Source organism: Paenibacillus etheri, assembly GCF_001012825.1.
Classification (GTDB): domain Bacteria; phylum Bacillota; class Bacilli; order Paenibacillales; family Paenibacillaceae; genus Paenibacillus_AQ; species Paenibacillus_AQ etheri.
This window is the reverse complement of the sequence record NZ_LCZJ02000034.1, coordinates 36,496-63,092: the sequence shown is the minus strand read 5'-3', so window position 1 is coordinate 63,092 and position 26,597 is coordinate 36,496. Positions and strand designations below refer to the sequence as shown.

At 45.1% G+C, this 26,597-nt stretch carries 20 protein-coding genes and 1 riboswitch; of the genes, 15 read left to right on the top strand and 5 right to left on the bottom strand.

The window, feature by feature from the left end:
• The first annotated feature begins 42 nt into the window (after window positions 1-42).
• The 5 genes from UQ64_RS22845 (at window position 43) to UQ64_RS22825 (ending at window position 7,613) form a co-directional block, all read left to right on the top strand.
• Window positions 43-978, top strand: coding sequence for an ABC transporter permease (locus UQ64_RS22845; RefSeq protein WP_245238186.1), 936 nt, complete (start codon window positions 43-45; stop codon window positions 976-978).
• 66 nt (window positions 979-1,044) lie between these two features.
• The gene (locus UQ64_RS22840) at window positions 1,045-1,950 is read left to right on the top strand and encodes a carbohydrate ABC transporter permease (protein WP_060625736.1); all 906 of its coding nucleotides are present in this window, start codon (window positions 1,045-1,047) and stop codon (window positions 1,948-1,950) included.
• A 151-nt stretch (window positions 1,951-2,101) separates the two neighbouring features.
• Complete coding sequence (locus tag UQ64_RS22835; protein WP_156417650.1) at window positions 2,102-3,847, top strand: ABC transporter substrate-binding protein; 1,746 nt, start codon at window positions 2,102-2,104, stop codon at window positions 3,845-3,847.
• Between the two features lie 116 nt (window positions 3,848-3,963).
• Window positions 3,964-6,333, top strand: coding sequence for a glycoside hydrolase family 95 protein (locus UQ64_RS22830; protein ID WP_060625735.1), 2,370 nt, complete (start codon window positions 3,964-3,966; stop codon window positions 6,331-6,333).
• Between the two features lie 140 nt (window positions 6,334-6,473).
• On the top strand, window positions 6,474-7,613 hold the full coding sequence (locus tag UQ64_RS22825; protein ID WP_060625734.1) for a transglutaminase domain-containing protein: 1,140 nt from the start codon (window positions 6,474-6,476) through the stop codon (window positions 7,611-7,613).
• 73 nt (window positions 7,614-7,686) lie between these two features.
• Here UQ64_RS22825 and UQ64_RS22820 read toward each other — a convergent pair whose 3' ends face one another.
• The gene (locus UQ64_RS22820; protein WP_245238184.1) at window positions 7,687-9,165 is read right to left on the bottom strand and encodes an amino acid permease; all 1,479 of its coding nucleotides are present in this window, start codon (window positions 9,163-9,165) and stop codon (window positions 7,687-7,689) included.
• Between the two features lie 201 nt (window positions 9,166-9,366).
• A riboswitch (Lysine riboswitch) is annotated at window positions 9,367-9,571 on the bottom strand.
• 103 nt (window positions 9,572-9,674) lie between these two features.
• A complete protein-coding gene (locus UQ64_RS22815) occupies window positions 9,675-10,811 on the bottom strand; it encodes a virulence factor (protein ID WP_060625733.1) in 1,137 nt (378 codons plus the stop codon).
• Between the two features lie 244 nt (window positions 10,812-11,055).
• On the opposite strand from UQ64_RS22815, the gene UQ64_RS22810 reads away from it, so the two are divergent.
• A complete protein-coding gene (locus tag UQ64_RS22810) occupies window positions 11,056-12,021 on the top strand; it encodes an MBL fold metallo-hydrolase (protein WP_060625732.1) in 966 nt (321 codons plus the stop codon).
• Between the two features lie 156 nt (window positions 12,022-12,177).
• Complete coding sequence (locus UQ64_RS22805) at window positions 12,178-13,803, top strand: ABC-F family ATP-binding cassette domain-containing protein (protein WP_060625731.1); 1,626 nt, start codon at window positions 12,178-12,180, stop codon at window positions 13,801-13,803.
• Window positions 13,804-14,137: 334 nt separating this feature from the next.
• Here UQ64_RS22805 and UQ64_RS22800 read toward each other — a convergent pair whose 3' ends face one another.
• A complete protein-coding gene (locus UQ64_RS22800; protein ID WP_042131054.1) occupies window positions 14,138-14,323 on the bottom strand; it encodes a hypothetical protein in 186 nt (61 codons plus the stop codon).
• A gap of 123 nt (window positions 14,324-14,446) precedes the next feature.
• Between UQ64_RS22800 and UQ64_RS22795 the strand changes: the two genes are divergently transcribed.
• Window positions 14,447-15,316: a cation diffusion facilitator family transporter gene (locus tag UQ64_RS22795; RefSeq protein WP_060625730.1), complete on the top strand. Its 870-nt coding sequence runs from the start codon at window positions 14,447-14,449 to the stop codon at window positions 15,314-15,316.
• Between the two features lie 201 nt (window positions 15,317-15,517).
• The gene (locus tag UQ64_RS22790; RefSeq protein WP_060625729.1) at window positions 15,518-16,600 is read left to right on the top strand and encodes a C40 family peptidase; all 1,083 of its coding nucleotides are present in this window, start codon (window positions 15,518-15,520) and stop codon (window positions 16,598-16,600) included.
• Between the two features lie 237 nt (window positions 16,601-16,837).
• Here the strand turns inward: UQ64_RS22790 and UQ64_RS22785 are convergent, their stop codons facing one another.
• A complete protein-coding gene (locus UQ64_RS22785) occupies window positions 16,838-17,212 on the bottom strand; it encodes a hypothetical protein (protein ID WP_060625728.1) in 375 nt (124 codons plus the stop codon).
• A 124-nt stretch (window positions 17,213-17,336) separates the two neighbouring features.
• Window positions 17,337-17,504, bottom strand: coding sequence for a DUF1328 family protein (locus tag UQ64_RS30330; protein WP_042131050.1), 168 nt, complete (start codon window positions 17,502-17,504; stop codon window positions 17,337-17,339).
• Between the two features lie 188 nt (window positions 17,505-17,692).
• On the opposite strand from UQ64_RS30330, the gene UQ64_RS22780 reads away from it, so the two are divergent.
• From UQ64_RS22780 to UQ64_RS22755, 6 genes are all read left to right on the top strand, one after another.
• Entirely contained in the window at window positions 17,693-18,199 is a 507-nt protein-coding gene (locus tag UQ64_RS22780; RefSeq protein ID WP_060625727.1) for a DUF948 domain-containing protein, read from the top strand.
• Between the two features lie 60 nt (window positions 18,200-18,259).
• Window positions 18,260-18,784 (top strand): hypothetical protein, encoded by a 525-nt coding sequence (locus UQ64_RS22775; RefSeq protein ID WP_060625726.1) that lies wholly within the window; start codon window positions 18,260-18,262, stop codon window positions 18,782-18,784.
• Window positions 18,785-19,019: 235 nt separating this feature from the next.
• Window positions 19,020-20,192, top strand: a complete 1,173-nt coding sequence (locus UQ64_RS22770; protein ID WP_060625725.1) for a SpoIIE family protein phosphatase — start codon at window positions 19,020-19,022, stop codon at window positions 20,190-20,192.
• A complete protein-coding gene (locus tag UQ64_RS22765; protein WP_060625724.1) occupies window positions 20,189-23,857 on the top strand; it encodes a response regulator in 3,669 nt (1,222 codons plus the stop codon). The genes UQ64_RS22770 and UQ64_RS22765 overlap by 4 nt, the downstream gene beginning before the upstream one ends.
• A gap of 87 nt (window positions 23,858-23,944) precedes the next feature.
• Entirely contained in the window at window positions 23,945-24,811 is an 867-nt protein-coding gene (locus UQ64_RS22760; RefSeq protein ID WP_060625723.1) for a CheR family methyltransferase, read from the top strand.
• Between the two features lie 21 nt (window positions 24,812-24,832).
• The gene (locus UQ64_RS22755) at window positions 24,833-26,503 is read left to right on the top strand and encodes a response regulator (protein ID WP_060625722.1); all 1,671 of its coding nucleotides are present in this window, start codon (window positions 24,833-24,835) and stop codon (window positions 26,501-26,503) included.
• Window positions 26,504-26,597: the final 94 nt, after the last annotated feature.

The window sequence follows — 26,597 nt, the reverse complement described above, 5'->3', positions numbered from 1 at the left end:
AAAGCGGACACAGTAACTGCTCAAATCCCGCCGGACACCCGAATGCGCAACAAAAAGCCTGCTTCAGGAGGACGGTTTTGGAGAAGCTTTAAGAATCAAAAGTATTTGTGGATGATGTCGATACCTTTTGTCATCTGGGCATTCGTTTTCAGTTATCTCCCATTATGGGGCTGGACGATGGCTTTTCAAAAGTACAAGCCCGCACGCGGCTTTTTTGAACAAGAATGGGTAGGCTTCGAACATTTTAAGACGCTGTTTAGTGATTCGCAATTCCTATTGGCGCTACGTAACACACTAGCGATGAGCGGAATGGGCTTGGTCGCAGGCTTTATCTTTCCGATAACGTTTGCAATATTGCTCAATGAAGTGCGCCTTGGCTTTTTCAAACGATTTGCTCAGACCGTCTCGTATTTGCCTCACTTTGTATCTTGGGTGGTTGCAGCGGGAATTGTAACTAAAATGTTATCTAGTGAAAATGGTCTTGTAAACGATCTCTTGTTAGGAATTGGATTTATAGACTCACCTATTCAGTTTATGGCCCAGGGTCATCTCTTCTGGGGAATCGTTACTTTATCAGATGTGTGGAAAGAAACCGGATGGAACGCGATCATCTATCTTGCGGCCATTGCAGGTATCGGACCTGAACTGTACGAAGCGGCTCGAGTGGACGGTGCCAGCAGGCTCCGCCAGGTATGGCATATTACACTCCCTGGTATCCGCCCGACCATTACAGTGCTACTCATTATGTCGATCGGTAATTTGCTAAATATCGGCTTCGAGAAGCAATTCCTACTCGGAAACAACCTCGTTACCGACTACTCTCAGGTGCTGGATCTGTACTCTCTGAAATACGGACTAGGCATGGCGAGATATTCCTACGGTACCGCGATCAATATATTCAACTCAGTGATCAGTGTAATCTTGCTGTTTACGATTAATGGAATCTTTAAACGTACAACTAAAGAGAGCCTTCTGTAACACAAGGAGGCCCTTCTACCAATCGCGGCAGTATAATTGCCCTTTTCATGAAAGGAGAGCGTTACAGTGGGAAATACAGCTATCACCGGAAAGTCGTGGTCAGACCGGATCTTTGATTTCGTTGTGTACTTTGTAGTACTGTTCGTGGTTGTAATTACGATCTACCCGTTTCTGAACGTGCTTGCGATCTCGCTGAATGATTCAGTGGATAGTGTGCGCGGCGGGATCACCATCTATCCCCGGGCATTTACCTGGGACAATTACTTAAAAATCTTCACCTTCTCGGGATTAATCACCGGGTTTAAAATATCTGCTTTGCGGACAGTTATCGGTACTTTGTTCGGACTGATCAGTGCCTCAATGCTGGCGTTTACGATTAGTCGCCCTGACTTTGCAGGCCGTAAATTCGTCTCCACCTTCTTGGCGATGACCATGTATATCTCTGGAGGAATGATTCCTATATACATGCTGATCAAGGATCTGCATATGATGAACAGCTTTGCAGTTTATGTCCTACCTGGACTGGTCAGTGCCTTTAACGTCTTCGTTATCCGCTCTTTCATCGATGGCCTGCCGTATGCGCTGCAGGAATCGGCGAAGCTGGACGGAGCCAATGACTTTACCATCTACTTCCGGGTCATTCTGCCACTGATGAAACCAGCGTTAGCAACAATCGCGCTGTTCCTCGCAGTAGGTCAATGGAATGCGTGGTTTGATACGTATCTGTATAACGGATCGAGCCCACACCTGACTACATTGCAATATGAACTGATGAAGGTTCTGCAGACTACAACCAGTGGTAACGGAGGCGATTACCGCTCCAACATTGCTTCGCTGGCCTCCAACCAAGTCTCGCCAGAGTCGCTCAAAATGGCAATTACGATTGTCGTAACCGTGCCGATCTTGCTAGTATATCCATTTATTCAGAAGTATTTTGTTAAAGGTATGACACTTGGTGCTGTGAAGAGCTAATCACAGCTTCAGTTACAGGGGAGCTTAGTCTCCCCTACATTCTAAGTGAGTTATGTATCCGTTTTCTTTTCTTTTGGGAAGTTTTGGGATAAGTATTAACAGGATTTATCTGTGATACGATAGATAAACAATTTTAAGGAGGGTTTATTTAATGGGGAATAATAGAAAAATAAAAGCTAAAGCAACTGCACTTACACTCACTTCTATTATGATGCTCGGCATGCTCGCAGGTTGCGGTGGTAACAACGGCAATAATGCAGCTGGAAATGCAACTAATAAGGGGAATACGGCTAATTCGGCCAATGCGGTTGAGGATATTTCTCCGCTCACGATGACTTTCTTCAGTGCTGACCCTAACCCGAACTGGACAGGCATGCAAGACGAAGTAGGTAAAGTGATTACGGAAAAAACAGGTGTTACCTTGAATGCTGAATACGCAGTTGGTGACCCAGCTCAAAAAGTAGCGCTGATCGCAGCGAGCGGCGATTATCCGGATCTGATCAGTGCCAAGACCGATGTCAGTAAGCTGGTGGATGCAGGTGCAATGCTTGATCTGACAGACCTGATTGATAAATATGCTCCTAATATCAAAAAAGTATTGGGCGAAGAAGGCTTGAAACGCTCACGTTACAGTGACGATGACCATGCGATTTATGCTATCCCTACGTATGCTGGTGTGGATAATAAATATTTTGATGCTGGTGGCGGATTCGAACTACAGCACCGTGCTGTCAAAGAAGCTGGATACCCAGCAATCAAGACGGTTCAAGACTATGAGAATGTCATCAAGGCTTACTTGGAAAAACATCCTACGGATGAAAATGGTAACAAAAACATTGGTCTGACCCTAAATGCAGACGATTGGTACATGTACATTACAGTGACTAATCCGGCTTTCACTACTACAGGCTCCCCTGATGATGGTGAATATGCTATCGATATCGATACACAAGAAGTAACTTATCACTTCCGTCGTCCTGCTGAGAAAGAATATTTCCGCTGGCTCAACCATATGAACGATATCGGATTGCTTGACCCGGAAAGCTTCGTTCAAAAGTATGACCAGTACAAAGCTAAAATCGCTACCGGCCGTGTTATTGGTCTGATTGACCAAGACTGGGGTTATGGCGATGGAGAAAGAGCATTGAAAGCTGAAGGCAAGCTGGATCAAGGATACGGACACTATCCAGTAACCCTGTCTGAAGAGTACAAAGAAACTTCCTTCTGGCCTACAGGCTTTATGGGTGGTAACGGCATTGGGATCAGCGTAGACGCTAAAGATCCGGTACGTGCAATTAAATTCTTGGACTACTTAGCTTCCGATGAAGGTCAAGTATTAGTTAACTGGGGTATCGAAGGCAAGCATTACAGCGTAGTGGACGGCAAACGCGTCATTCCTGAAGATGTAAACAACCGTAAATATAATGATACTACCAATTTCCAAAAAGAAACTGGACTTGGCAATGTCGGATCAAACTACGCACTGCTTAGCGCTCACTATGGCGACGGTGTATTGGATCCAACTGGAAACTACTATACAACTCGTTTCCCTGAGCAAGTAACCGTAGGCTACAATGCAGTTGAAAAAGAAACACTTGCTGCTTATAAAGCAACAACTTGGAAAGACCTCTTCCCAAGTGAAGATGAATTCAAAGTTAAACCTTGGGGTGCGGCATGGAATATCACGATTCCTGGGGATAGCGAAATCGTTGTTCTCGACAACAAGCTGAAGGATATCAGTTGGAAACGGATTCCTGAAGCCATCTTGTCCAAACCAGCGGATTTCGACAAAGTTTGGGATGCTTACATGGCTGAACTGGATAAAGCTGGTGTGACGAAAGCTGAAGATTTACGTGAAGAGCTGGTTAAACAACGCGTGAAACTTTGGAATGAGTAATTATTGAATTACGGCTAATATAATAAAAGCATGAAGATGGCGGGAAGTCCGAACGAAAGTCCGGGCCTCCCGCCGATTTCTTTTTCATCTGTGATTACAGGATAGGAGGAATATACATGGGAGAGAGCAAACACACTGGGCGGCATGAGCTCTGGTATAAACAGCCGGCAGCGGTATGGGAAGAGGCACTGCCCGTGGGTAACGGCAGATTGGGCGGCATGGTCTTTGGCGGAACGGAAGAAGAACTGATTCAACTAAATGAAGACACCTTATGGTCGGGTTTTCCGCGGGATACAGCTAATTATGAGGCGCTGCGTCATTTGGCTCCGGCCAAACAGTTAGTGGCAGAGGGAAAATACAAGGAAGCTGAAGCACTAGTGGATGCCAAGATGTTAGGCAGACGGACCGAATCCTATCAACCGCTCGGAGACTTGCGAATGAAGTTCAATCTTGCCGGTCCTGTAGAGGATTACCAGAGGGAGCTTGATTTGGATCAAGCGCTTGCTTCGGTATCCTATACTGCTGGGGATGTAAGAATTGTGCGAGAAGTGTTGGCCAGCAGACCGGATGAACTTATAGTCATTCATATCCGTGCAGAGGGGAGAGAGGGCCTGGGCATTCTACCGGATTTCTCGGTGGCTCTCACTTCGCCGCATCCTTCTTGTTCAGAGATTACTCCCGCCGGTATGCTGATAATGACCGGCCGTGCCCCGTCGCATGTAGCTGATAATTATGTAGGAGATCATCCGTGTGCCGTATTATACGAAGAGGGGCTTGGCATAAGTTTTGCAGCTGCAATGGAAATCCGTACAGATGGCGGCAATCGTGTAGCAAAGAACGGCTCGATGTCGGTTTCAGGTGCGCGCTCCATTACCATCCGTCTGGCTGCAGCAACCGATTATGCCGGGTATGACCGGATGCCAGGAAGCGGCGGTAAGCTGCCTTCGGAGTTGTGCCTAGAGCAATTAGCTTTATCCTCTACTGGATATGCGGAGCTGAAGCAGCGCCATCTAGAGGATCATCAGTCTTTGTTCCGCCGCGTGGAGTTGACGCTTGCATCTTCCCCTCGGATAGAGCTTCCCACGGATGAGCGACTAGCACGGTACCGCGAAGGGCAGGCAGATTCTGCGCTAGAAGCGCTGCTGTTCCAGTATGGCCGCTACCTGATGATTGCTGGCTCACGGCCGGGGACGCAAGCTCTGAATCTGCAAGGGATCTGGAATCCCTATCTTCAGCCGCCATGGAACAGCAATTATACGACCAATATAAACACTGAAATGAATTACTGGCCAGCCGAGTTATGCGGGTTGGGTGAGTGCCACGAACCTTTAATAGATTTTATTACGGAGCTTAGCGCGGCTGGCAGTCGTACAGCAAATATTCATTATGGCGCACGTGGCTGGGCAGTGCATCATAATACTGATTTGTGGCGCATGACGTCACCGTCGGACGGCAAGGCCATGTGGGCTTTTTGGCCGATGGGTGGGGTCTGGCTCTCTCGCCATCTATGGGAACGTTATGCTTTTCGTCCAGATGAGGAATATTTGCGGAGTACGGCTTATCCTCTGTTAAAAGGAGCCGCGTTATTCTGTCTGGATTGGCTTGTGGAGCTACCTGATGGAAGATGGACAACAAGTCTGTCTACCTCGCCGGAGAATGTATTCTTGACTGCTGATGGCACGCCATGCAGTGTTTCAGCTGGCTCAGCTATGGATTTATCGTTAATCGCTGAACTGTTCAAGCATTGCATTCAGGCTGCTGAGATTTTGAATATCGATGCCCAGCTGAGGCAGGAGCTGAGCCAGAAACAGGAACGACTCGCTCATCCTGGCATTGCACCGGACGGACGTATTCGTGAATGGAATGAGGATTTTGCTGAACAAGAGCCTGGGCATCGCCATGTCTCTCATTTGTATGATTTATATCCCGGGAATGTAATTAGTCCCGCCTCCACACCGGAGCTAGCGGAGGCGGCAGCGTTATCGCTTAAGAAGCGCTTGGAAAGCGGGGGTGGACACACGGGCTGGAGTGCAGCCTGGCTTCTTAATTTATATGCGCGTTTGAAGGATGGCGAGAGTGCGTATAGCTGTTTACGTCGTATTTTGCAAGACTCCAGTCTGCCGAATTTATTCGGTAATCACCCTCCATTTCAGATTGACGGTAACTTTGGAACTACGGCTGGAGTGGCCGAGATGCTCTTGCAGAGTCATCAGGAGGGGATTGAATTATTACCCGCTCTTCCAGAAGGATGGTCTGAAGGTAGTGTGAAAGGCTTGATAGCACGAGGCGGATTTATCACGAATATAGAATGGCGTGAGGGACGCTTAATGAAGGCGGAACTGACCTCGACACATGGACAACTATGCAGAATCTATAGTCGCCAGCCTTTACTCATTCAAAAGCCCGATGGTTCACGATTAGGGACAGAGATGGAATTTGAAACCGTAATAGGAGAGACCTATATCATTACACCACTAAGCGAATAAAACACATCGGTCTAGCATATAGACTGTTCTCAGAGTAGAATTATTCTACAGGGAGCAGTCTTTTTTTGCCTAAGCGCTCATTATCTATTAAATGGTAGGGTTCATTATAAGTCTATAGGAGCCGGAGGAACGGAATATATATGTGGAAAAAACGCTTCACATTAGTAAAGATCATTCTGGGAGGAGTGATTATATTCGCTGCTATTCCACCGATGATTTATTGGGGCTGGGGTCATGCTTATGCGGCTTCGAGTTCACCAACCCTTCGTTCTGTAAATGAAGTGGCGCAGAAGCTAACGGGTGCGATGAACAACCGTAGGGAGACGATTACTTTTACTTATGAGAGCAAAGCCTCAAATTTGAAAACGAAAATTCAAGCGGCGCTGGATCAAGCGATGGCTAGTGACCCTTATTTGTATTACATTATAGACAGCTACGGATATACTTATCGAGGGAGCGCAAGCGCGGTAAAAGTTACGGTAGAAGTGAAATATTTGGAGACACTGGAGCAGACCGCTTTTGTGAACAAAGAAGTGAAGGCAGCGCTGAAGAAGATCATAACGCCGGGCATGAACAATCATCAGAAGGTGAAGGCTATCCACGATTGGGTTGTGCTACATCTGAAGTATGATACTTCGTATCGTAAATATACGGCTTATGAAGGTCTGAAGAGTGGCAGCGCAGTTTGCCAAGGATACTCGCTGTTGACCTATAAGATGTTAAAGGAAGCTGGATTCACGAATAAAATCGTTGAGGGTACAGCAAAACAACCGGGTGGACGTAGCCAGTTGCATGCCTGGAATCTTGTACTATTAGATGGACGGTGGTATCACCTCGACACCACTTGGGATGACCCGACACCTGATAAGGCTGGTGTGATTAGTACTGCATACTACTTGAGGACGGATGCACAGATGCGTCAGGACCATAGCTGGACGAAGTCTTATCCGGCAGCTTCGGTAGCCTATCATAAGACCTTGTCTGCGCTTGTGGAGCGTGGAGGACAGAGTGCGGCTGTGTATAAACAGCTTCAGAAGAATCTCAATTATGAGCTTTATGCCGATGAGCTAATTGTACGTTCGGCAGAAGATCTGACCCGGTTAGCCAATAAGGCGATCGCCTCCGGTGAAGTGTCTATATTATTCCGTTATCAAGGGAGTGGAACAAAGCTTAAGAATGACCTGCAGGAATTATATAAGCTTGGACTAGAGGATGTGTCTTATTCTAGCTCATCTTTTGATAATACGGGCGACCTCAAAGTGTATGTGACTTGGGAATAAAAGGACATAAAAAAGGGATATCCCAGAAGCCTAATGGCTACGGGATATCCCTTACGTCTTTTAACTAGTCTATTTATTCTGGGTGAGTACTAAGATCGCATTTATCTAAAGGAATAATATTACTCTTTCGGAACCAGCGATAGCCAACCCAGATTAAGACAAACAGCGGCAAGCTGATATAAGAAACGGCAATGCCATACCAGTCAATATTTCCACCTGAAAAGGCACCCATATTCTGACCGAGAATAGCTACAATACAAAGTACTAAGGCAAAGATAGGTCCGAATGGGAACCATCTAGCTCGGTAAGGTAGTTCATCTAATGAGTGGCCTTGTGCTATAAAAGCACGTCTGAAACGGTAGTGGCAGACCGCAATGCCCAGCCAGTTAATAAATCCACACATACCAGAGGCGTTCAGCAGCCAATTATATACGGCGCCGTCACCAAAGAATGAAGCGAGAAAGGCGAGCATTCCAACAGCCGTTGTTACAAGTAAAGCGCCAACAGGGACACCACGGCGATTGAGCTTACCCAGTGCGCGCGGAGCCATGCCATCCTTAGCCATGGCATACAGGACACGGGTGGAGGCATACATTCCAGAGTTCCCCGCTGACAGTACGGAGCTGAGAATGACGGCATTCATTACGGATGCGGCAATTGCAAGCCCGGCTTTATTGAACACGATCGTAAACGGACTGACTCCGATATCATCAATGCCACCGCGTAGCAGATCTGGGTTCGTATAAGGAATCAGCATTCCGATTACAAAAATGGCAAGGATATAAAAGATTAATATACGCCAGAATACTTGGCGGATCGCAATGGGGACATTTCGACGTGGGTCCTCACTCTCACCAGCGGCAACGCCGATTAGCTCGGTACCCTGGAAGGAGAATCCTGCTGCCATAAAGACTCCAACGAAGGCAAAGAAGCCACCGTGGAAGGAGCTTCCTCCGATTTGGAAGTTACTGAAGCCTACGGTTTTTCCACCCATAATGCCGAATATCATGAGGACCCCGACAACGAGGAAGGCGATAACGGTAATGATTTTGATAATGGCAAACCAATATTCTGATTCCCCGTAGCCACGAGCAGATAGGAAGTTAAGGCCGAACATCAGCAGTAGGAACACCAGACTCCAGAGAAAGGAAGGGCTGTCGGGGAACCAGTATTTAATGATGACGGTAGCCGCTGATAGCTCTGCCGCAATCGTAACCGCCCAGTTATACCAAAAGTTCCAACCGATGGCGAAGCCAAAGGCGGGGCTGACGAAACGAGTGCCGTAGGTACTAAAGGACCCGGAGTCCGGTAAATAGGTAGCGAGCTCCCCAAGACTAGTCATGAGAAAATAAACCATTACACCCACAGCCGTATAAGCTAGAAGGGCTCCGCCAGGTCCTGCTGAAGCGATCGCGCCGCCACTGGCTAGAAACAGACCCGTACCAATAGATCCGCCAAGCGCGATCATGGTCAAATGTCTTGCTTTGAACGATTTTTTAAGCGCAGGCTGATTCATGTTGCCTTGCGCTGGTTTTTGCTGCTTACCCTGCATGAATATGACACTCCTTATGATCTAATCTTACTGTTCATGAACGGGGAGTTCTGAGCTGCTGACTCCCGCAATGCGGGAGGTATACTTCGTGATTTCCAGTAGGTTATGGATGACTGTACGAAACATACAAAATCTGTAAACGCAAAGAAGCCGCAGACTATATCTGCGGCTTCCATCTATACAGCTCCGCATCATACTCCCTGTGAAGATAGCGCAACACACTGTAGCCTCTACTTACGCAGGCTGTACAATGTGACAGTTCCGTGCCTTTCGGCAACGGCCCCAGCCTGCACCGCTGTAAGAGCTACAGCGCAAGCTTCGGCAGATATTCCTTTCGGCGTGATTCATAGACGGCTCTAACGTCTCCACACGCGTACTCTTTATATCCGCGACCTCTACCTCATCTTAGTATGACGAGGCTATCTTTACTTCATTCATTTATAAACAACAGGAATTAGTATAAAGCAAGTTTACATATCAAAGCAATGACAAAATCAGGTACTTCCGTGTTAATTACGACGGCGTTCTGACATCTGCTGCCAGACGGTGCCCGCTGCAGCTTCACCTGAGGCGATACGCTCCAAAGCCATCTTGGCCTGAAGGCCAACCTCGAACTCTGGATCATCCGCAGCAAGGGTAAGCGCATCTTGAGCTTCGGATGTGCCAACTTCATAAAGGAAACGAGCCGCGCGCCAGCGGACAAGCTTGCTCTTATCCGTTAGTGCCGCCGTCATCACTGGCGTGGCGGCAGGATCGCCGATGTCGGACAGTGTATCGCCTGCCGTACGTCTTACGGCTGGCGCACTGTCTGCCATCGCCTCATAGAGCAGCTCCATCGCCTCGGGCGTGCGAAGGTCGCCCAGATACACGACCGCAAGCCTGCGAATATGCAGCTTGGGATCGTGTAGCGCTGCCTTAAGCTCCGGCAGGAGCTCCGCCGTCGGCGTAAGATCCTCTAGCGCGGCGTAGCGCACGCGCCAATCCTCATGCTTCAGGTCTCGCAGCAGCTCATCCTGAGTGCGAGTTCGTCTCTGCTCGACGAACTCACCTTCGGCTCCGTGCGCAATGGCTTGCTGCACGAGAGAGTCGAGGCGTTCCTGCGGATACGCCGCTTCGATCTCTTGCTCGACCTCGCGCGCAATGTCCGCGGGCTCGCCATAACGCACGCCGTAATCGGTGAGCTTGCGCTCTTTGATCATTACGGCGCTAGCCACATCCATAACCGCTTTAGTAAAGCGGTTAGCTAAGGATATGCGCTCCTCATTCGCGCCCGTTTTTACGCGGATTTGCATCGGAATCCCGCGGAACATTTGGACGAAGACTTGCGCTTCCCCAAAGTGAGCCCCGGCATTCTCGTCGTCTAGGCTCCAATCGCCAGTTAATCCTTCGCTGCTCCCGAAGCGGCTTTGAACTTCTCTTAGAATGGCTGCCCAATCGGCGTTTCCTTTGCGTTCAAGTGCTGCGAAGTCAGCAGCATGATAAATGCTAGTAACGCCCGGTATCGTTAACATTTCACGTGCCCAAGCAGGTGCGGACCGCTCACTTTCCGGAGTATAGGTTCTGCGAATTCCGGGTTCTAAACTTTCGTCCAAATGAAGCTTCATCGTATTTGGACTTGGAGTCGGTTCAATAAATGTAATCTTCATACGTAGCTCCCCCTTGAACGGTACATGCACCGTGGTCTTTACACGCATTTTACCTCATTTCTGGCGTGAAACACAAAAGAAACTCTTCTATTATTTCGCCAGTGACTGCATAGTGTTGGAATAAAATGGCGAACATTTATCATGTGATTTGTATATTTTGCAAAATGCGCTGCTGTTCAATATAGTTATAGTATATCCGCTAAAGTCAGGATTGCTTGGCAAACTTCTGCAGAAGAGGTGTTTTATGCCTAAAGTTCGTTACCATAACGTCGACAATGTAAGTACCGATAAAACAATAAAAGAATTTCGCCAGTGGCGTGAAGAGCGTCGTCGGAAGAAGAAGGACTATTCATATGTTGTGCCGAATACGCCGCCAAGATTGTCTTATCTGTTGGAGAATAAGCAGGAGTCTACCATTACGTGGATTGGGCATTCGACATTTTTCCTTCAATATGAAGGGATGAATATCATTACAGATCCCATCTGGGCGAGAAGGCTAGGTTTTGAGAAAAGACTGGGACAACCTGGGATTCCGCTTAGCGAAGTGCCGCCGATTGACCTGATTCTGATCTCGCATTCTCATTATGACCACTTGCATATCGCCTCTATCCGCAAATTATATCGGGCAGGGACAACGCTTGTAGTTCCTGTAGGTCTGAAGCGGAAAATGCTCCGCAAAGGGTTCCACAACTGTGTGGAAATGGAATGGTGGCAGGAGATTAAGCTAGGTAAGATCAAGCTTAGTTTTGTGCCTACTCAGCACTGGACGCGGAGAACGCCTTGGGATACGAATACTTCTCATTGGGGTGGGTACATTTTGGAGCCCGCTGACTCCGGAAATCAGAAGACTTCACCTAACCTTTATTTCGCTGGGGATAGCGGTTATTTTCCAGGCTTTAAGGAAATCGGAAGCCGTTATAAGATTGATATCGCGCTTATGCCGATTGGAGCTTATGAACCGGAGTGGTTCATGACCTCTCAGCATGTAAATCCTGAGGAGGCTATACAGGCTTTTCTTGATGTAGGAGCGGAGAGCATGATTCCGATGCATTATGGTACCTTCAGACTTGCTGATGATACCGCCCGGGAAGCATTGGATCGCATGGAGATCGCCAGAATTAAGCATGAGATTTCTGAGGACCGAATTCGTACACTCGGTTATGGAGAAACACTGGTCGTACAACCGGAGAATCGCACATCTGAGGAATAATTGAAAAAATTCCTCCTTAAAAGTTGTCGCTGTAAAACAGTTGGAATAAGTTTCGTAGGAGAGAGATCAGCTTAAATGCCTATTTCACGGGATTTTTGCACTGATTTTATGCTATAATGAGCCGAAACCCTAAAGTGAAAAGGATGGTAATGCGTAATGATTAGCACAAGCGGCGTAACACTCCGCTACGGAAAACGAGCTCTCTTCGAAGATGTAAACATAAAATTCACCCCTGGTAACTGCTATGGTTTGATTGGTGCCAATGGTGCTGGTAAATCAACCTTTCTGAAAATTCTCTCCGGGGAGATTGAAGCGAACACGGGTGATGTTCATATAACACCAGGTGAACGCCTTGCAGTTCTGAAGCAGAATCATTTCGAGTATGATGAATTCCCAGTACTTGAAACAGTAATTATGGGTCACACTCGTCTTTATGAAATCATGAAAGAAAAAGACGCGCTTTATGCGAAGTCTGATTTCACGGAAGCAGATGGTCTACGTGCCGGTGAGCTTGAAGGCGAATTTGCAGAACTTAATGGCTGGGATGCAGAGCCGGATGCGGCTGCCATGCTGATCGGTCTTGGAATTATGCGTGAACTGCATGACAAGAAAATGGCCGAACTGAGCGGCAATGAGAAGGTACGGGTACTCTTGGCACAAGCCTTGTTTGGCCGTCCAAATAACCTCCTGCTCGATGAGCCTACCAACCACTTGGATCTAGAATCGATTGGCTGGTTAGAGAACTTCCTCATGGATTATGAAGGTACTGTTATCGTAGTATCTCATGACCGTCACTTCTTGAACAAAGTATGTACGCATATTGCGGATATTGATTTTGGCAAAATCCAGATGTACGTTGGTAACTACGACTTCTGGTACGAGTCCAGTCAGCTTGCTCAAGCTTTGCAGCGTGATTCGAACAAGAAGAAAGAAGACAAGATCAAGGAACTGCAAGCCTTTATTCAGCGTTTCTCGGCCAATGCTTCCAAGTCTAAACAGGCGACTTCTCGTAAGAAACAACTTGAGAAAATTACGTTGGATGACATTCGTCCATCTAACCGTAAATATCCGTTCCTCAACTTCAAACCTGAACGTGAAGCAGGTAAGCAGCTTCTGACGATCAGCGGATTGACCAAATCGGTTGAAGGTGAGAAGGTTCTTGATGAAATCAGTTTTGTAGTTAACAAAGGAGATAAGATTGCTTTCGTGGGTCCGTATTCCCAGCCTAAATCACTTCTGTTTGATGTGGTCATGGGTGAGCAAGAAGCGGATGCGGGTGAATATGCATGGGGAGTCACTACAACTCAAGCTTATTTTCCGAAAGACAATTCCAGCTATTTCGATGGCGTGGACATGAATCTCGTAGAATGGCTGCGTCAGTATTCTAAAGATCAGGATGAGACGTTCCTGCGTGGATTCCTTGGACGGATGCTATTCGCCGGAGAAGAAGCACTGAAGAAAGCAAGTGTACTGTCCGGGGGCGAGAAGGTTCGCTGTATGTTGGCGAAGATGATGCTGAACGGTGCGAACGTACTTGTATTCGATGAACCTACCAATCACTTGGATCTGGAATCCATTACGGCACTGAATAACGGACTGATCGATTTCGACGGTACCATTCTGTTTACTTCCCATGACCATCAGTTCATCCAAACGATCGCTAACCGTATCATTGAAATCACACCTACAGGTGTAATTGATCGCACGATGACTTACGATGAGTATTTGGAGAATCCTGAAATTAAGGAAATGCGCCAACGCATGTATCCTGCAGAAGTGTAATATTTACTTTCCGCTATGTGGAAGGAACCCGATAAGCAGCTACTCTAATCCTAATAGGATTAGGGTAGCTGTCTTTATAATTTCGATTTTCAAACGTAACGGTAGGTGAGGGCTGTGGAGAATTCTACGGGGAGTATACGCGTGGCTTGCAAGACAGGAAGTCTTAGCACTTGAGGTTTCCCAAAAAGCGCATGTTTTCAGTTGGCTAATTCTATAATAAAGAGAATCAGTAATGAATTTGATGAGTTCTAGCCCATCCTTTAAGGCAGGCGAACGCATAAAAGGCTGCGTTGTCCCTGAGGGATACGCAGCCTTTTATGTTTATAAGATAGTACTAGGATCCGCCGGTACGACGACGTTGGTTGTTAGGCTTTTTGTTATTCTGACTTTTTAGCGGTTTGGCGGAGCCGGCCTGAAAAGTTGATCCAGGTTTGGAGGAAGATTGTTGTTTCTTTTGCTCCAGCTTTTGCCGGATAGCTTCGGCTAAATTGATTTTTCCTTTTTCATTGCTTTCGCTCATTATGATAACCTCCTTCGAAGCAAGTCCTTCACTTTATTCTAATTGTTTTTAAATGCTGCTACAAGGGCAAGAATAATTGAAAGAATTCTTTCTTACAAAACAGAAAACGAGGAGATCGCCAAAATGGTTGATATTTACGAAGATATACGTAAAGGCGAGCGTGGAGCTTGGGTTAGCATAGCGGCTTACCTCATTTTATCGACATTCAAACTGGTCAGTGGTTATCTATTCGCCTCTAGTGCGTTGGTCGCGGACGGGGTCAATAATCTAACTGACATCGTAGCATCCGTAGCCGTGTTGATTGGTCTGCGGATTTCGCAGAAGCCACCTGACTCTGACCATGCTTATGGACATTTTCGGGCAGAGACAGTAGCTGCATTATTAGCCTCCTTTATTATGGCGGTAGTAGGTATTCAGGTGATTGTGGAGGCGGTACGGTCCTTCTTCGATCGTGCAAAGGAAATGCCGCAGCTGATGTCAGCCGGTGTGGCTCTAGTGTGTGCAGTAGCAATGATGGGAGTATACATATACAACAAAAGGCTGGCTAAGCAGATAAATAGCAGTGCTCTAATGGCAGCGGCGAAAGATAATTTTTCGGATGCTATGGTTAGTATAGGTGCTGCTGTTGGGATTGTGGGTGCTCAGTTTGGATTGCCATGGATTGATTCTGCGGCGGCGGTAGTTGTCGGACTAATTATCTCTAAGACGGCATGGGATATTTTTCGTGACTCGACCTACCGGCTAACGGATGGCTTTGATCAAGACAGGTTGATGGATCTACGTAGTACGATCGCCCGAACGCCGGGAGTAGAAGGGATTAAAGATGTGAAGGCACGGGTTCATGGGAATCATGTGCACGTGGATGTCGTAGTGGAGGTAGATGCGAATATTACAGTGGTGGAAGGCCATAAAATCAGTGATTCCATTGAAGAGAGAATGAGCAAGCTACACAACATTATGAATGTGCAGGTGCATGTGGAACCTAAAGATTAAATTTAAAAAAATCTATTTTAAGGAAAAAACAAACATATTCAAGGAGGATTCAAGACTATAGTCCTGTGTTTTACCATAAAGTGGCATGATTATATGTGCAATTTGGAGCATGTTCCAAATCCCGGGCAAGCCTATAATGAGGGCATAAAGGAATGTAGTACACACCTTTGTTGAAATCTCATCATGGTATTGGGGGAACATATGATTAAATCACATAAGCAATTAACAGCATCCTTGTTGGTTTCAGCTGCAATTGTTGCAGGTTTAGGAGTATCTGCTCCTGGAAATGCAGCAGCAGCCTCAAGTCCATCAAATTCAGTTATGGCGGCAGCAACCGGTCAAACAGCGGTCATCGAGGCAAGTGTTCGTCTTCGCAGCACACCTTCTACAAGTGGAGAAGTAGTGAAGTATTTGCAAAAGGGAGATCAAGTGCAGATTGTGGCGCAACCGAATAACTATTGGTATCAGGTGAAAACAGCAGATGGATCTGTAGGTTATACAAGCACGGATAATAAGTATATCAGCGTAAATTCATCTTCAGTGGGTACACCAACAGCACCATCAGCACAAACGGGAACCATTAAGTACGGGGTGAATCTTCGAACTACTCCTTCAACAAGCGGAAAAGTACTGAGACTTTTGAAGAAGGGGGAACAAGTACAACTTCTGGCACAGCCGAACAGCTACTGGTATCAAATTCAAACCTCTGATGGTAGCATTGGATATATAAGCTCAAGTGATCAATATACTTCGTTCGCTAATAACGGGGGGACTGGGACGGTAATGCCGCCAGCACCAGTACCACCAGCACCTCCAGCACCACCTATTTCAACACCGGGGGCTTCCGCCCAAATCGAAAGTATAATCTCAGCAGGTATGGGCTATCTTGGGACACCTTATGAGTTTGGATCCAGCAGATATGATACAAGTACCTTTGATTGTTCTGATTTTATCCGGCAAATCTTTATCGATGCTGTGAATCTGAAACTGCCTGCTGATTCCCGTCAACAGGGAGATTGGGTGAAATCGAATAGTACGGTGGTTACGTCTACTTCCGGTTTGAAACGCGGCGATTTAATGTTCTTTATGGATTATAAAGGAAACTCCGCTTCTGCTTATGAAGGGATCGATAAATCCAAGGCAAGAATATCGCATGTTGCTATTTATTTGGGAGATGGACAAATTCTACATACTTATTCCGTAGCTTCAGGCGGGGTAAAAGTAGATAAATTAAGCGCTTCTTGGACGAATCGTTTTCTCTACGGGGGATCGGTCATCCGATAATTATATAGGTGTACAGAAGCGGCAGCATCGCATGTTTGTGACGGGTGAACAAAGGCGGGCGTAAGCGCAAAAGCTACCCCCTCAGTAGAATGATCTACTGAGGGGGTAGCTTTTTGTAAATATAAGAATTTATATGTTCCGTTCTATAAATTATCCTTATATTTCTCGCATAAACACTTGCCGTCCTTATAGGGACGCCGAAGGCGTTTATGCTTGTTATCATCTTTTCAGTACAAATTACATAATTACATTGGCAGCCACAGGAACCTTTACCCACGCTTTTCCTAGCCAAGTGTAAATTTCTCTCCATTCATTGCCCCAAGTATCCGTAATCACTTCACCTGTGGTGTCAAGCGTTTGAGCGCTAAGCCAACCTGCGGGAATTATACTGCCGACGGAAAAATGGAAAGCTGTTTTTTCGGTCAGAACAATTTGTGGTGTCGCTGGAACAATATCCGATGGCGTAATGATCGTTTCAAAAGAAGTAGTGTAAGTGCTTCCAGTTTCCATCGTAGAATCTGTAGTAGTACCTGCTACCTCTGCGGCTGATGCTGTAGCTGCTAGGGAAGCCATAAGTCCCAAGGCTATTGTAATGCTGGCGAATTTTTTCATGTTTAGTTCCTCCTCATTAGGATTTTGATATAAATTTTTCTTATTTTCTCAAGTGACATCTGTGTGGGAATGACCTATACTTTCTGCATGATGAATAAGATATATGGATACTTATGGGAGGAGGCTACATCGATCTACCTCTGCGTCCCGTGAAGAGGGAGACAACAAACAGAACCAAGAAGACGAAGAATAGTATCTTTGCAAGACCTGCAGCGGCTGCTACAAGATTGAAGAAACCAAAGATACCAGCGATTACAGCTACAACTAGCAGAATTGCGGACCATTTTAACATTACATATCACCTATCCTTTTTTTGATTTGTAGTCATTGTTTAAACGGGGACTTTGATTCTGAAACAAAGGGGAGCAGGGAGTTTTGACAACGCTCGACAGATTGTTTCGGCATATGGTAGTAGGGGTAACTATGCAGTATACAAGGCTGATTAGCCACTATTTATGAGATTTGGAAGGGGTTATGAATATGATCATTGAACTTAGTGTAGCTCTCGTTGCTATTGCATTCGCAATACTTGTTTTCTTTCTAATTAAGACTTTGCAGTCAGCGAAGGAATCCCTCGACAAAGTAAGCCAAACCTTGGTGGAAGTGCAGAAGACGATGGATGAACTGACTTATGAAGTGAAGACTACAGTCAGACATGCAAATGAAATTACCGCTGATGTACAGAATAAAATTCAGAAGATTGATCCTGTCATAGATTCTGTGAAGAATTTGGGAGAGGTTATGAATGAGTTAACCTTAACCGTTAAGCAAGTATCAGTAACTGTGATTGAGAGATATCGTAAATCGCATGAACTGAGGGAGAAGCGTAAGGGCGTATCCATAAAAGAGGCTCCGCTGACTCCAGCCGAGGAACGTACGGTTAACTCCTATGATGCTGTTAATGCCAAGAAAGCACCTGGGAAAATGACTGCTGTGTTAAAAGGTGTAGATGTAGCTGCAACTCTTTGGAAAAAATTCCGTCATTAAAGCTAAGGCAGCAAGGCTTCTGTAAATGGCGGCTGCAGATAAGAAAGGTGGGATAACAACATGAACATTATCATTCTTTTGTTTAGTCTACTTTCCCCATACTTTGATGCGTCTCCACAGTTGACGCCTATCTCGACTTTTAGTGATCAGCCAAAGACAGTTCTCACATTTGAATATGCCACAGAAACCAGCCCTTCTATAAATCGGTTTGATTCACTGCAAGGCGTTGCTTTATATGCTACGAAGGAAGAATTGCTTCTGGCCAAGGGCAATCCGCTTGCGGTAACAAATGATCCATTGCAAGGGACAGAGGAGTACCAATACGCAGATGTGACAGTGGGTGTTGGCGAGGGGTTTGTACTGTATGTGCATGTCTCATCTTCTCAAGCACAGCAGTTCGGTCTACAGGTAAATGGGGTGGGGATTGATCCCATGAAGGATAATGTACAATCGACCTTAGGTAAACCGTATTTTATAGCTGAAGATGGTGACGTATATATGAGAGGAAATAATGCACTCAAAATATATCGAAATTTGGCAGGTGAATTTGAAGGTATTGATTTATTTGATAGTATTTCTTCTTAATAGGTTTAACTTTTGATCATTTTGGTTAATAATCAGGGGCTGTCTTTATTATAGAGTAACCTCCCGAACCACTAGGTGTAGTGGTTCGGGAGGTTACTTTGCTGAAGGCGTAAATGAACCTATTACTATATTTACATATATTAAAAATAGATATAACACATTTAAATAGCGTATGATATAGGTAATGAGTCGCAGAATTTTACGGTCGTAATACTATTCGTGTGAGGTGAAGATGATGAGAATCTTAATCGTAGATGACAACCCGACTAATGTTATCATTATCCGTGAAATCCTGAAAAAAGAAGATTACCGAAATTTCGTAACTGCATCCTCTGCAAAAGAGATGCTTACGCGGTTGGGTATCGGTTCTGTGAGTGAAGATGGACGTCCCCGGATGTCAGATATCGACCTGATTTTACTGGATATGATGATGCCGGAAATGGATGGGATCGAGGCATGTCGTGTTGTACAGCAATACGAACACCTAAAGGATATTCCAATAATAATGGTTACAGCTGTTGGTGATTCCAAAAAGCTGGCAGAAGCACTGGATGCAGGTGCAGTAGATTATGTTACCAAACCCATTAACAAAGTGGAGCTGATGGCCCGAATTCGGCTCGCGCTGCGGTTGAAGCGCGAGAAAGATTGGCATAAGGAACGAGATCAGCGAATTCAGGAGGAATTGAGACTGGCCGCACTTGTTCAGAATGCCGTGTTGAGCTTGCCTCTTCAGGATGAGAATTTTGAGGTCAATGCCATCTATCAGCCATCCTCTGAGCTCGCCGGTGACTTATATGCGTGGTACCCCCTTGGTGATGGCCGATATGGCGTGATCCTTCTGGACATCATGGGACACGGAATATCGTCATCTCTTTTTTGTATGTTTCTTGCTTCTGTGTTAAAGGACACGGTAACTACGTATGTAGAGCCGGAAAAGGTAATTCAGGAGCTCAATCGAAGGTTTAACCAGCTATATATTGAGAAAAAGTTGATCCAATACTATTTTACGACTATTTATCTTGTGATAGATACCCGTATGAAGCGTATTGACTATGTCAACGCGGGGCATCCACCTGCGCTGTTTTTTGAGGGCAAAGCTAAGACTCCAGTCTTGCTGGAAAGTAACTGTCACCCTGTGGGTCTGTTTGAACAGATCGATATTCAGCCGCAGAGCTTAACCTATGAAGATAAAGGGCATCTAGTTCTTTATACAGATGGTTTACTGGAACTGGTTGAGGGCGAACAAGAGGAGCAACTGAAATTTATGATTCAACATTTAAATGGGGAACATGAATGGAACGAAGAAGCTATTCGATCGGCCTTTTTCAACGTTGAGGTTCCTAAAGAGCGTGATGATGATAAATGTATAGTGTGGATCTCACTGAAGAAGGGAACAGATAGAGAATGAAGATAAAGTCTAAACTCTTAATCGGCTTCAGTGCCATGTTAGCGATTATGCTCGCACTTACGATGATAGGATACGACCGCTTAAATTATATGAATGACCAACTGGAAGGGTATCAGGATAGATATATGAAGGGGCGCTCTTCTTCCGTGATGCGTGGAGAAGTCAATGATATGGCGCGAATATTGACCACGACCATGTTAAGTGCAGATGCATTATCGGTAGAATCTCAAAAGAATGAGATTGATAAGAAGATTACTAAAGCGAATGAGCACTATGAGAAAATAAAGGCGTCGATGACTAGCGCTGAAGAAATGCAAATGGTTAGTCAAATAGATGAGACGTACACCACTTATTTAAATTATCAGGAAAAGGTATTGAAATTGCTATCGGCTGGTTATTTTCAGAATGCTAGCACGTATTCCAACACAGAGGGACAAGCGATTCAGAATGCCGTGTTAAACGCTCTGAACGGTCTCTCTGATTATAATGCTTTTATTATGAACGAAGAGAGTACGAAGGCCAACGAAGCTTATAAAAGCTCGACTCAGATGGTAGTCCTAATGATGATTCTGGGCTTACTTCTCGGACTTGGAGTGGTTTTATGGATCATCCCAAGCATCACACGGGGGCTTAATGTCGTTTCGATGATGATTACCAGCTTTGGCAACGGTAGAGTGAGGGCCATAAGGCGTATAAAGGTTACTACTAAAGATGAAATTGGTGAGGTTGCCCTTGTCTTTAAGAAAATGGCTTTAGATCTTGAACAGAAGCAGCAGATGGAACAGGCTTATGCGCAAGCGCAGAATGACCAATCCTGGCTGAATGCGAATATCGCTCGGGTGACGGAACTATTGCGAGGTGTTAGCTCCTTGGATCAGGTCTCGCAGACCTTCATCAATGAGTTTACCCCTGTGCTGGGAGCACAGTTCGGAGCTGTATATTTAAAAGATGCCAATCGTCCCGATTTTTTACGAAGCAGTGGCTATTATGCAGTAGATAATGATAAGAAACCTAAGGACGGGTTTGTGATTGGAGAGGGGCTTGTAGGACAAAGTGCGCTCGACATGCACCCGATCAGACTGGAGAAGGCTCCTGAAGACTATTTATCCGTTAAGTCCGGATTCGTGAATGCACAACCTGGATATATTTCTATCCATCCGCTTATTTTTGAAGACGAACTGCTAGGCGTAGTAGAATTTGCTTCATTCCAACCTTTTAGCAGTCTGAAAAATGATTTGCTGCAACAACTCGCTAATAATTTAAGCATTATTTTCAATAATATTAGCCGTCGCATGATCGTGGAGAAATTGCTGCGTGATTCACAAGCGCTTACGGAAGAGCTACAGTGTCAGTCAGAGGAATTACAGACTCAGCAAGAGGAATTACGTCGTTCCAATGAGAATTTGGAGGAGCAGACGGATGCGTTGAAACGTTCGGAAGAACTGCTTCAGCGTCAGCAGGAAGAACTGGAGCATTATAATACGGAACTTATTGCCAAGACTCGCGCCTTAGAAGAACAAGTGCAGGAGGTAGAAGAGAAGAAGGATGAAATTGAGCATGCCAAGGTTCAGTTAGAGAAACAAGCGATGCAATTATCTGTGACTAGTAAATATAAATCGGAATTTATGGCGAACATGTCCCATGAATTGCGGACACCGCTCAACAGTCTTTTGATCTTGTCTCAACTGCTTACAGAGAATAAGGATGGTAATTTAACAGAGAAACAGGTTGAATTTGCACATACGATTTACATGTCAGGAGCAGACCTGCTTAAGATGATTGATGAAATTCTGGACCTCTCCAAGGTTGATGCAGGAAAAATGGAACTGAATCCTGAAGAAATTAAACTGACTGAGCTGAAGAGCTTTGTGAAGCAGAATTTTGCTCCGCAGGCGCTCAAAAAAGGTCTTTCCTTACGGATTACCTTTAACGAGCCGTTGCCAGATAGCATAATTGCCGATGGACATCGGTTGAAGCAGATCTTAAGAAATCTACTCTCGAATGCCTTCAAATTTACAACCGAAGGTTTTATTGAATTTGCAGTTAGTCCAGCAGATAACAATTTATTGCCACTAAACTTGCCAAGTGATAAGGAATATATTGCTATCGCTGTGAAGGACAGTGGAATTGGTATTCCGGCTGACAAAACAGATATTGTATTCGAAGCCTTCCAACAGGTAGACGGAACAACCAGTCGTAAATATGGGGGCACGGGTCTGGGATTATCGATCAGCCGTGAATTGGTTCGTATAATGGGTGGAGCTATTGTACTCGAATCCCGTGAAGGACAAGGCAGTACCTTTACTTTGTACTTGCCGGTAAAGGCGAATTACATTAAACAGCCTGCAGCAATAGAAGCTGCTGTGTCCAAAGAAGATTCAACGTTTAATGAATATATTGGAGGTATGCTTCCAACCTTAGTGCCAGCTGCGGTTAATGCACCTCTTCCACAACTGACAGTAGAGGACGACCGTGATAATTTGACGGCTAATGACAAAGTCCTGCTTATCATTGAAGATGATGAGAGCTTTGCGAAAATATTGCTGGATATGGCACATGGTCGCAATTTCAAAGGACTCGTAGCCCTGCAAGGCGATACTGGACTGCAGATGGCGAAGACTTATCTGCCGGACGCGATTATTCTTGATATTCAGCTGCCTGTTATGGACGGCTGGACCATTCTTAGAGAGCTAAAGAGTGCATCACAGACGCGTCACATTCCAGTCCATGTCATCTCTGTGAATGATGAAGTGAAACAGGGGCTTATGATGGGGGCTATGGCTTATTTAAGAAAACCATCTTCTAGAGAAGCTCTAGACCGGGCATTCTCTCAAATTGAGAACTACACCTCCAGTACGTTGAAGTATTTGCTGATTGTAGAGGATGATGAGATTCAACGTCGTTCGATCATGGAATTGATTGGTCATGATGATGTGGCTATAACCGCAGTTTCAACTGGCGGGGAGGCATTGAATGAGCTACGGAAGCAGAGATATGATTGTATGGTTCTAGATTTGATGCTTGAGGATATGACAGGTTTCGATCTGTTGGATCAGATTCGAGATGATGAGGAATTAAATGATCTACCTATTATTATTTATACGGGTAAGGATTTGGATAACAAAGAAGAAACGCAGCTACGCAAATATGCGGAATCAATCATTATCAAGGATGTACGTTCTCCAGAGCGGTTGTTGGATGAGACAACATTGTTCTTGCACCGGGTAGAAGCCAATCTTCCGGAAGATAAACGGAAGATTCTGCAGAAGCTTCATAATAAAGAAGAGTTGTTCGAAGGAAAGAAGATCCTGCTCGTCGATGATGATATTCGCAATGTCTTTGCACTCTCCAGTGTGCTCGAAGAGTATCACATGGAAGTGAAGTTTGCGGAGAATGGACGCGAAGCGTTGGAAATGTTGGTAGAGCAAGAAGATTTCGATCTTGTGCTAATGGATATGATGATGCCTGAAATGGACGGATATGAGGCTATGCGCCGGATTCGCGAGATGCCACAGTATCAGAAACTGCCTATTATTGCGCTTACCGCCAAAGCGATGAAAGAGGATCGTGCCAAATGTATTGAAGCTGGAGCTTCTGACTATATGAAGAAGCCAATTGCAACAGGTCAACTTCTATCTTTAATGCGAGTCTGGCTGTATTCGTAACCTCAATATTGGGGTAATACTTTAAAAGAACTATCAAAAAGCCATTCTTCAAAAGTACGGCGTGTGGATAAGGGAGTCGGGATAACAATGAAAGCAATAGAACACGGATATGAGGAGCAGCCCGTTCTTGCGGGAAGTGATGAACTGGAGCAAATTGAGATTGAGCTGCTGCTTGATGGGGTACACCGTTTATATGGCTATGATTTCCGGAATTATGCGTTACCTTCATTGAAACGACGCATCTGGCATCATGTTCATGCGGAGAATGTACTCACCATATCCGCGCTGCAAGAGAAAGTGCTGCATGATCGCGCTTGTTTTGAACGATTTGTCTACAGTCTCTCTATTCCTGTTACTGAAATGTTTAGGGATCCAGGATTATTTCTAACTTTTCGTCAGAAGGTTGTTCCTTTGTTAAGAACTTATCCCTATATTCGTATCTGGCATGCCGGATGTTCCACCGGGGAAGAGGTTTATTCTATGGCCATCCTGCTACATGAAGAAGGGCTTTATGATAAGGCTCGAATTTACGCCACAGATATGAATGAACGTTCTTTACAGCAGGCTAAGGAAGGCGTTTATGATATTAGCACAATGAAGCAATATACAAAGAATTATTTGGAGGCAGGTGGTACTCGGGCATTTTCCGAATACTATACTGCGAAGTATAACTCGGTCATTTTACAACCATATTTACGCAAAAATATTATTTTTGCTGAGCATAATTTAGCTACTGACACCTCTTTTAATGAATTTAATGTAATTTTCTGCCGAAATGTAATGATCTATTTCAATGATGAGCTTCGTGATCATGTGCACGGGTTGTTTCATGAGAGTCTAAGTCGCTTTGGAATCCTTGTTCTGGGCTCCAAAGAGTCCATTCACTTTACGAAGTATAGCGATTGCTATGAATCTTTAGACAGAGTGGAGAAAATATACCGTAACATAAAATAACGCATGTAGGAGGGTGGTCCTATGGGGTTTCAAGAACCAATTCATATACTACTAGTTGACGACCGTCCTGAAAATTTGCTGGCGCTGGAGGCGGTGCTTGAGAGCCAGCATTACGAGCTAATTAAAGCTACCTCCGGTGAAGAAGCGTTGCGCTGTTTGTTAAGGTATGATTTTGCTGTCATTGTACTAGATGTACAGATGCCGGGTATGGATGGAATTGAAACGGCAAAATGGATCAAGTCCAGAGAAAAGACGAAGGAAATTCCGATTATTTTTATCTCTGCCAATAGCAAAGAAGCGGAGCATTTATTCGCGGGCTATTCGGCAGGGGCTATTGATTATATGGTCAAGCCTTTCATTCCACAAATATTGAACTCTAAGATACAAGGCTTTGTCGAAATGTACATCACGAGCAAGAAACATCAGACTCAAACCATGCTGCTGCAGCAAAAGACGAAAGAACTGGAAATCATTAATAGTGAGCTTATCAAGGCAAAAGAAGAGGCGGAGATTGCGTCCAAAGCAAAGTCGGAATTTCTAGCCATGATGAGTCATGAGATTCGTACACCCATGAACGGCGTAGTTGGCATGATTGATCTATTAATGGAGACGGATCTTACTTCAGAGCAAAAGGAATATTCGGAGATCATTCGGAAAAGTGCGGACACGTTGATTACGGTAATTAACGACATTCTTGATTTTACTAAAATGGAATCCGGAAAAATGGAAGTTGAAGAGCACTTATTTGAACTCCGAAATTGTATTCAAGAGGTGTTTAGCCTTTTTTCGATAGAAGCGGGAAAGAAGAACCTGGAGCTCGCTTATTTTATTGATCAGAAATTGCCTCGACTTTTATATGGGGATATGGCTCGTTTACGCCAAGTTTTAATTAATCTGATCGCTAACGCGGTTAAATTCACAAATCAAGGTGGGGTCTATTTAGTCGCTTCGATCAAGAGCGTTGCTGATCATAAGATGGAAGTTGAATTCACGATCATGGATACGGGGATTGGTATTTCACCGGAGAAATGTGACCGATTATTTGAGCCCTTCTCGCAGCTTGATTCTTCCATGACACGGAAATATGGGGGAACAGGTCTGGGACTAGCTATATGTAAATCTCTTGTCGGAATAATGGGCGGCGAAATTCGGGTAGAATCGATGGAGCAAAAAGGAGCCACCTTTATTTTTACGATTCAGGCGTCTATGCCAGGAGAAGATTTGATAGGCGGATATCAAGAAGAGGAATCCATGCAACCTGTTCCCAATCAAGAGGGAAGAAGCAGAATCCTTGTTGTGGATGATCATCCGATTAATCAGCGTCTAATGGTCAGCATGCTGGATAAGCTGGGCTATGCGGCCGATATGGCTGAAGATGGTCAACAGGCCGTAAATATGGCGATAAAACATCCTTATGATTTTATCTTTATGGATCTACAAATGCCGGTGATGGATGGCTTGAAGGCAACCGCTCAAATTCGTCGAAAGGGTGGTCCTGCTGCCAAGAAGACCGTTATCATTGCTATGACAGCAAACGTCATGGAGGGGATTCAGAATCGCTGTAAGGCCTCAGGAATGGATGATTACATCAGTAAACCACTGAAGATGAGTAGTATAAAACAAATTATTTCTCGATATTCTAGCAATGACAATGTAATAGTTGAACCTGATATATCTATTTTCCAGGCGTAATCTAGTATTTACCAATCCGGTTTTTAACGTTTTTTGATTCAAAGGTATATCATTAAGGTTATTAATATAGAAAATATTTGTTCAGGAGAGATCG

Coding starts and splice junctions, on each gene's coding strand:
- UQ64_RS22845 (WP_245238186.1), top strand. CDS start 43: ATGCGCAACAAAAAGCCTGCTTCAGGAGGACGGTTTTGGAGAAGCTTT.
- UQ64_RS22835 (WP_156417650.1), top strand. CDS start 2,102: ATGGGGAATAATAGAAAAATAAAAGCTAAAGCAACTGCACTTACACTC.
- UQ64_RS22830 (WP_060625735.1), top strand. CDS start 3,964: ATGGGAGAGAGCAAACACACTGGGCGGCATGAGCTCTGGTATAAACAG.
- UQ64_RS22825 (WP_060625734.1), top strand. CDS start 6,474: ATGTGGAAAAAACGCTTCACATTAGTAAAGATCATTCTGGGAGGAGTG.
- UQ64_RS22820 (WP_245238184.1), bottom strand. CDS start 9,165: ATGCAGGGTAAGCAGCAAAAACCAGCGCAAGGCAACATGAATCAGCCT.
- UQ64_RS22815 (WP_060625733.1), bottom strand. CDS start 10,811: ATGAAGATTACATTTATTGAACCGACTCCAAGTCCAAATACGATGAAG.
- UQ64_RS22810 (WP_060625732.1), top strand. CDS start 11,056: ATGCCTAAAGTTCGTTACCATAACGTCGACAATGTAAGTACCGATAAA.
- UQ64_RS22805 (WP_060625731.1), top strand. CDS start 12,178: ATGATTAGCACAAGCGGCGTAACACTCCGCTACGGAAAACGAGCTCTC.
- UQ64_RS22800 (WP_042131054.1), bottom strand. CDS start 14,323: ATGAGCGAAAGCAATGAAAAAGGAAAAATCAATTTAGCCGAAGCTATC.
- UQ64_RS22795 (WP_060625730.1), top strand. CDS start 14,447: ATGGTTGATATTTACGAAGATATACGTAAAGGCGAGCGTGGAGCTTGG.
- UQ64_RS22790 (WP_060625729.1), top strand. CDS start 15,518: ATGATTAAATCACATAAGCAATTAACAGCATCCTTGTTGGTTTCAGCT.
- UQ64_RS22785 (WP_060625728.1), bottom strand. CDS start 17,212: ATGAAAAAATTCGCCAGCATTACAATAGCCTTGGGACTTATGGCTTCC.
- UQ64_RS30330 (WP_042131050.1), bottom strand. CDS start 17,504: ATGTTAAAATGGTCCGCAATTCTGCTAGTTGTAGCTGTAATCGCTGGT.
- UQ64_RS22780 (WP_060625727.1), top strand. CDS start 17,693: ATGATCATTGAACTTAGTGTAGCTCTCGTTGCTATTGCATTCGCAATA.
- UQ64_RS22775 (WP_060625726.1), top strand. CDS start 18,260: ATGAACATTATCATTCTTTTGTTTAGTCTACTTTCCCCATACTTTGAT.
- UQ64_RS22770 (WP_060625725.1), top strand. CDS start 19,020: ATGAGAATCTTAATCGTAGATGACAACCCGACTAATGTTATCATTATC.
- UQ64_RS22765 (WP_060625724.1), top strand. CDS start 20,189: ATGAAGATAAAGTCTAAACTCTTAATCGGCTTCAGTGCCATGTTAGCG.
- UQ64_RS22760 (WP_060625723.1), top strand. CDS start 23,945: ATGAAAGCAATAGAACACGGATATGAGGAGCAGCCCGTTCTTGCGGGA.
- UQ64_RS22755 (WP_060625722.1), top strand. CDS start 24,833: ATGGGGTTTCAAGAACCAATTCATATACTACTAGTTGACGACCGTCCT.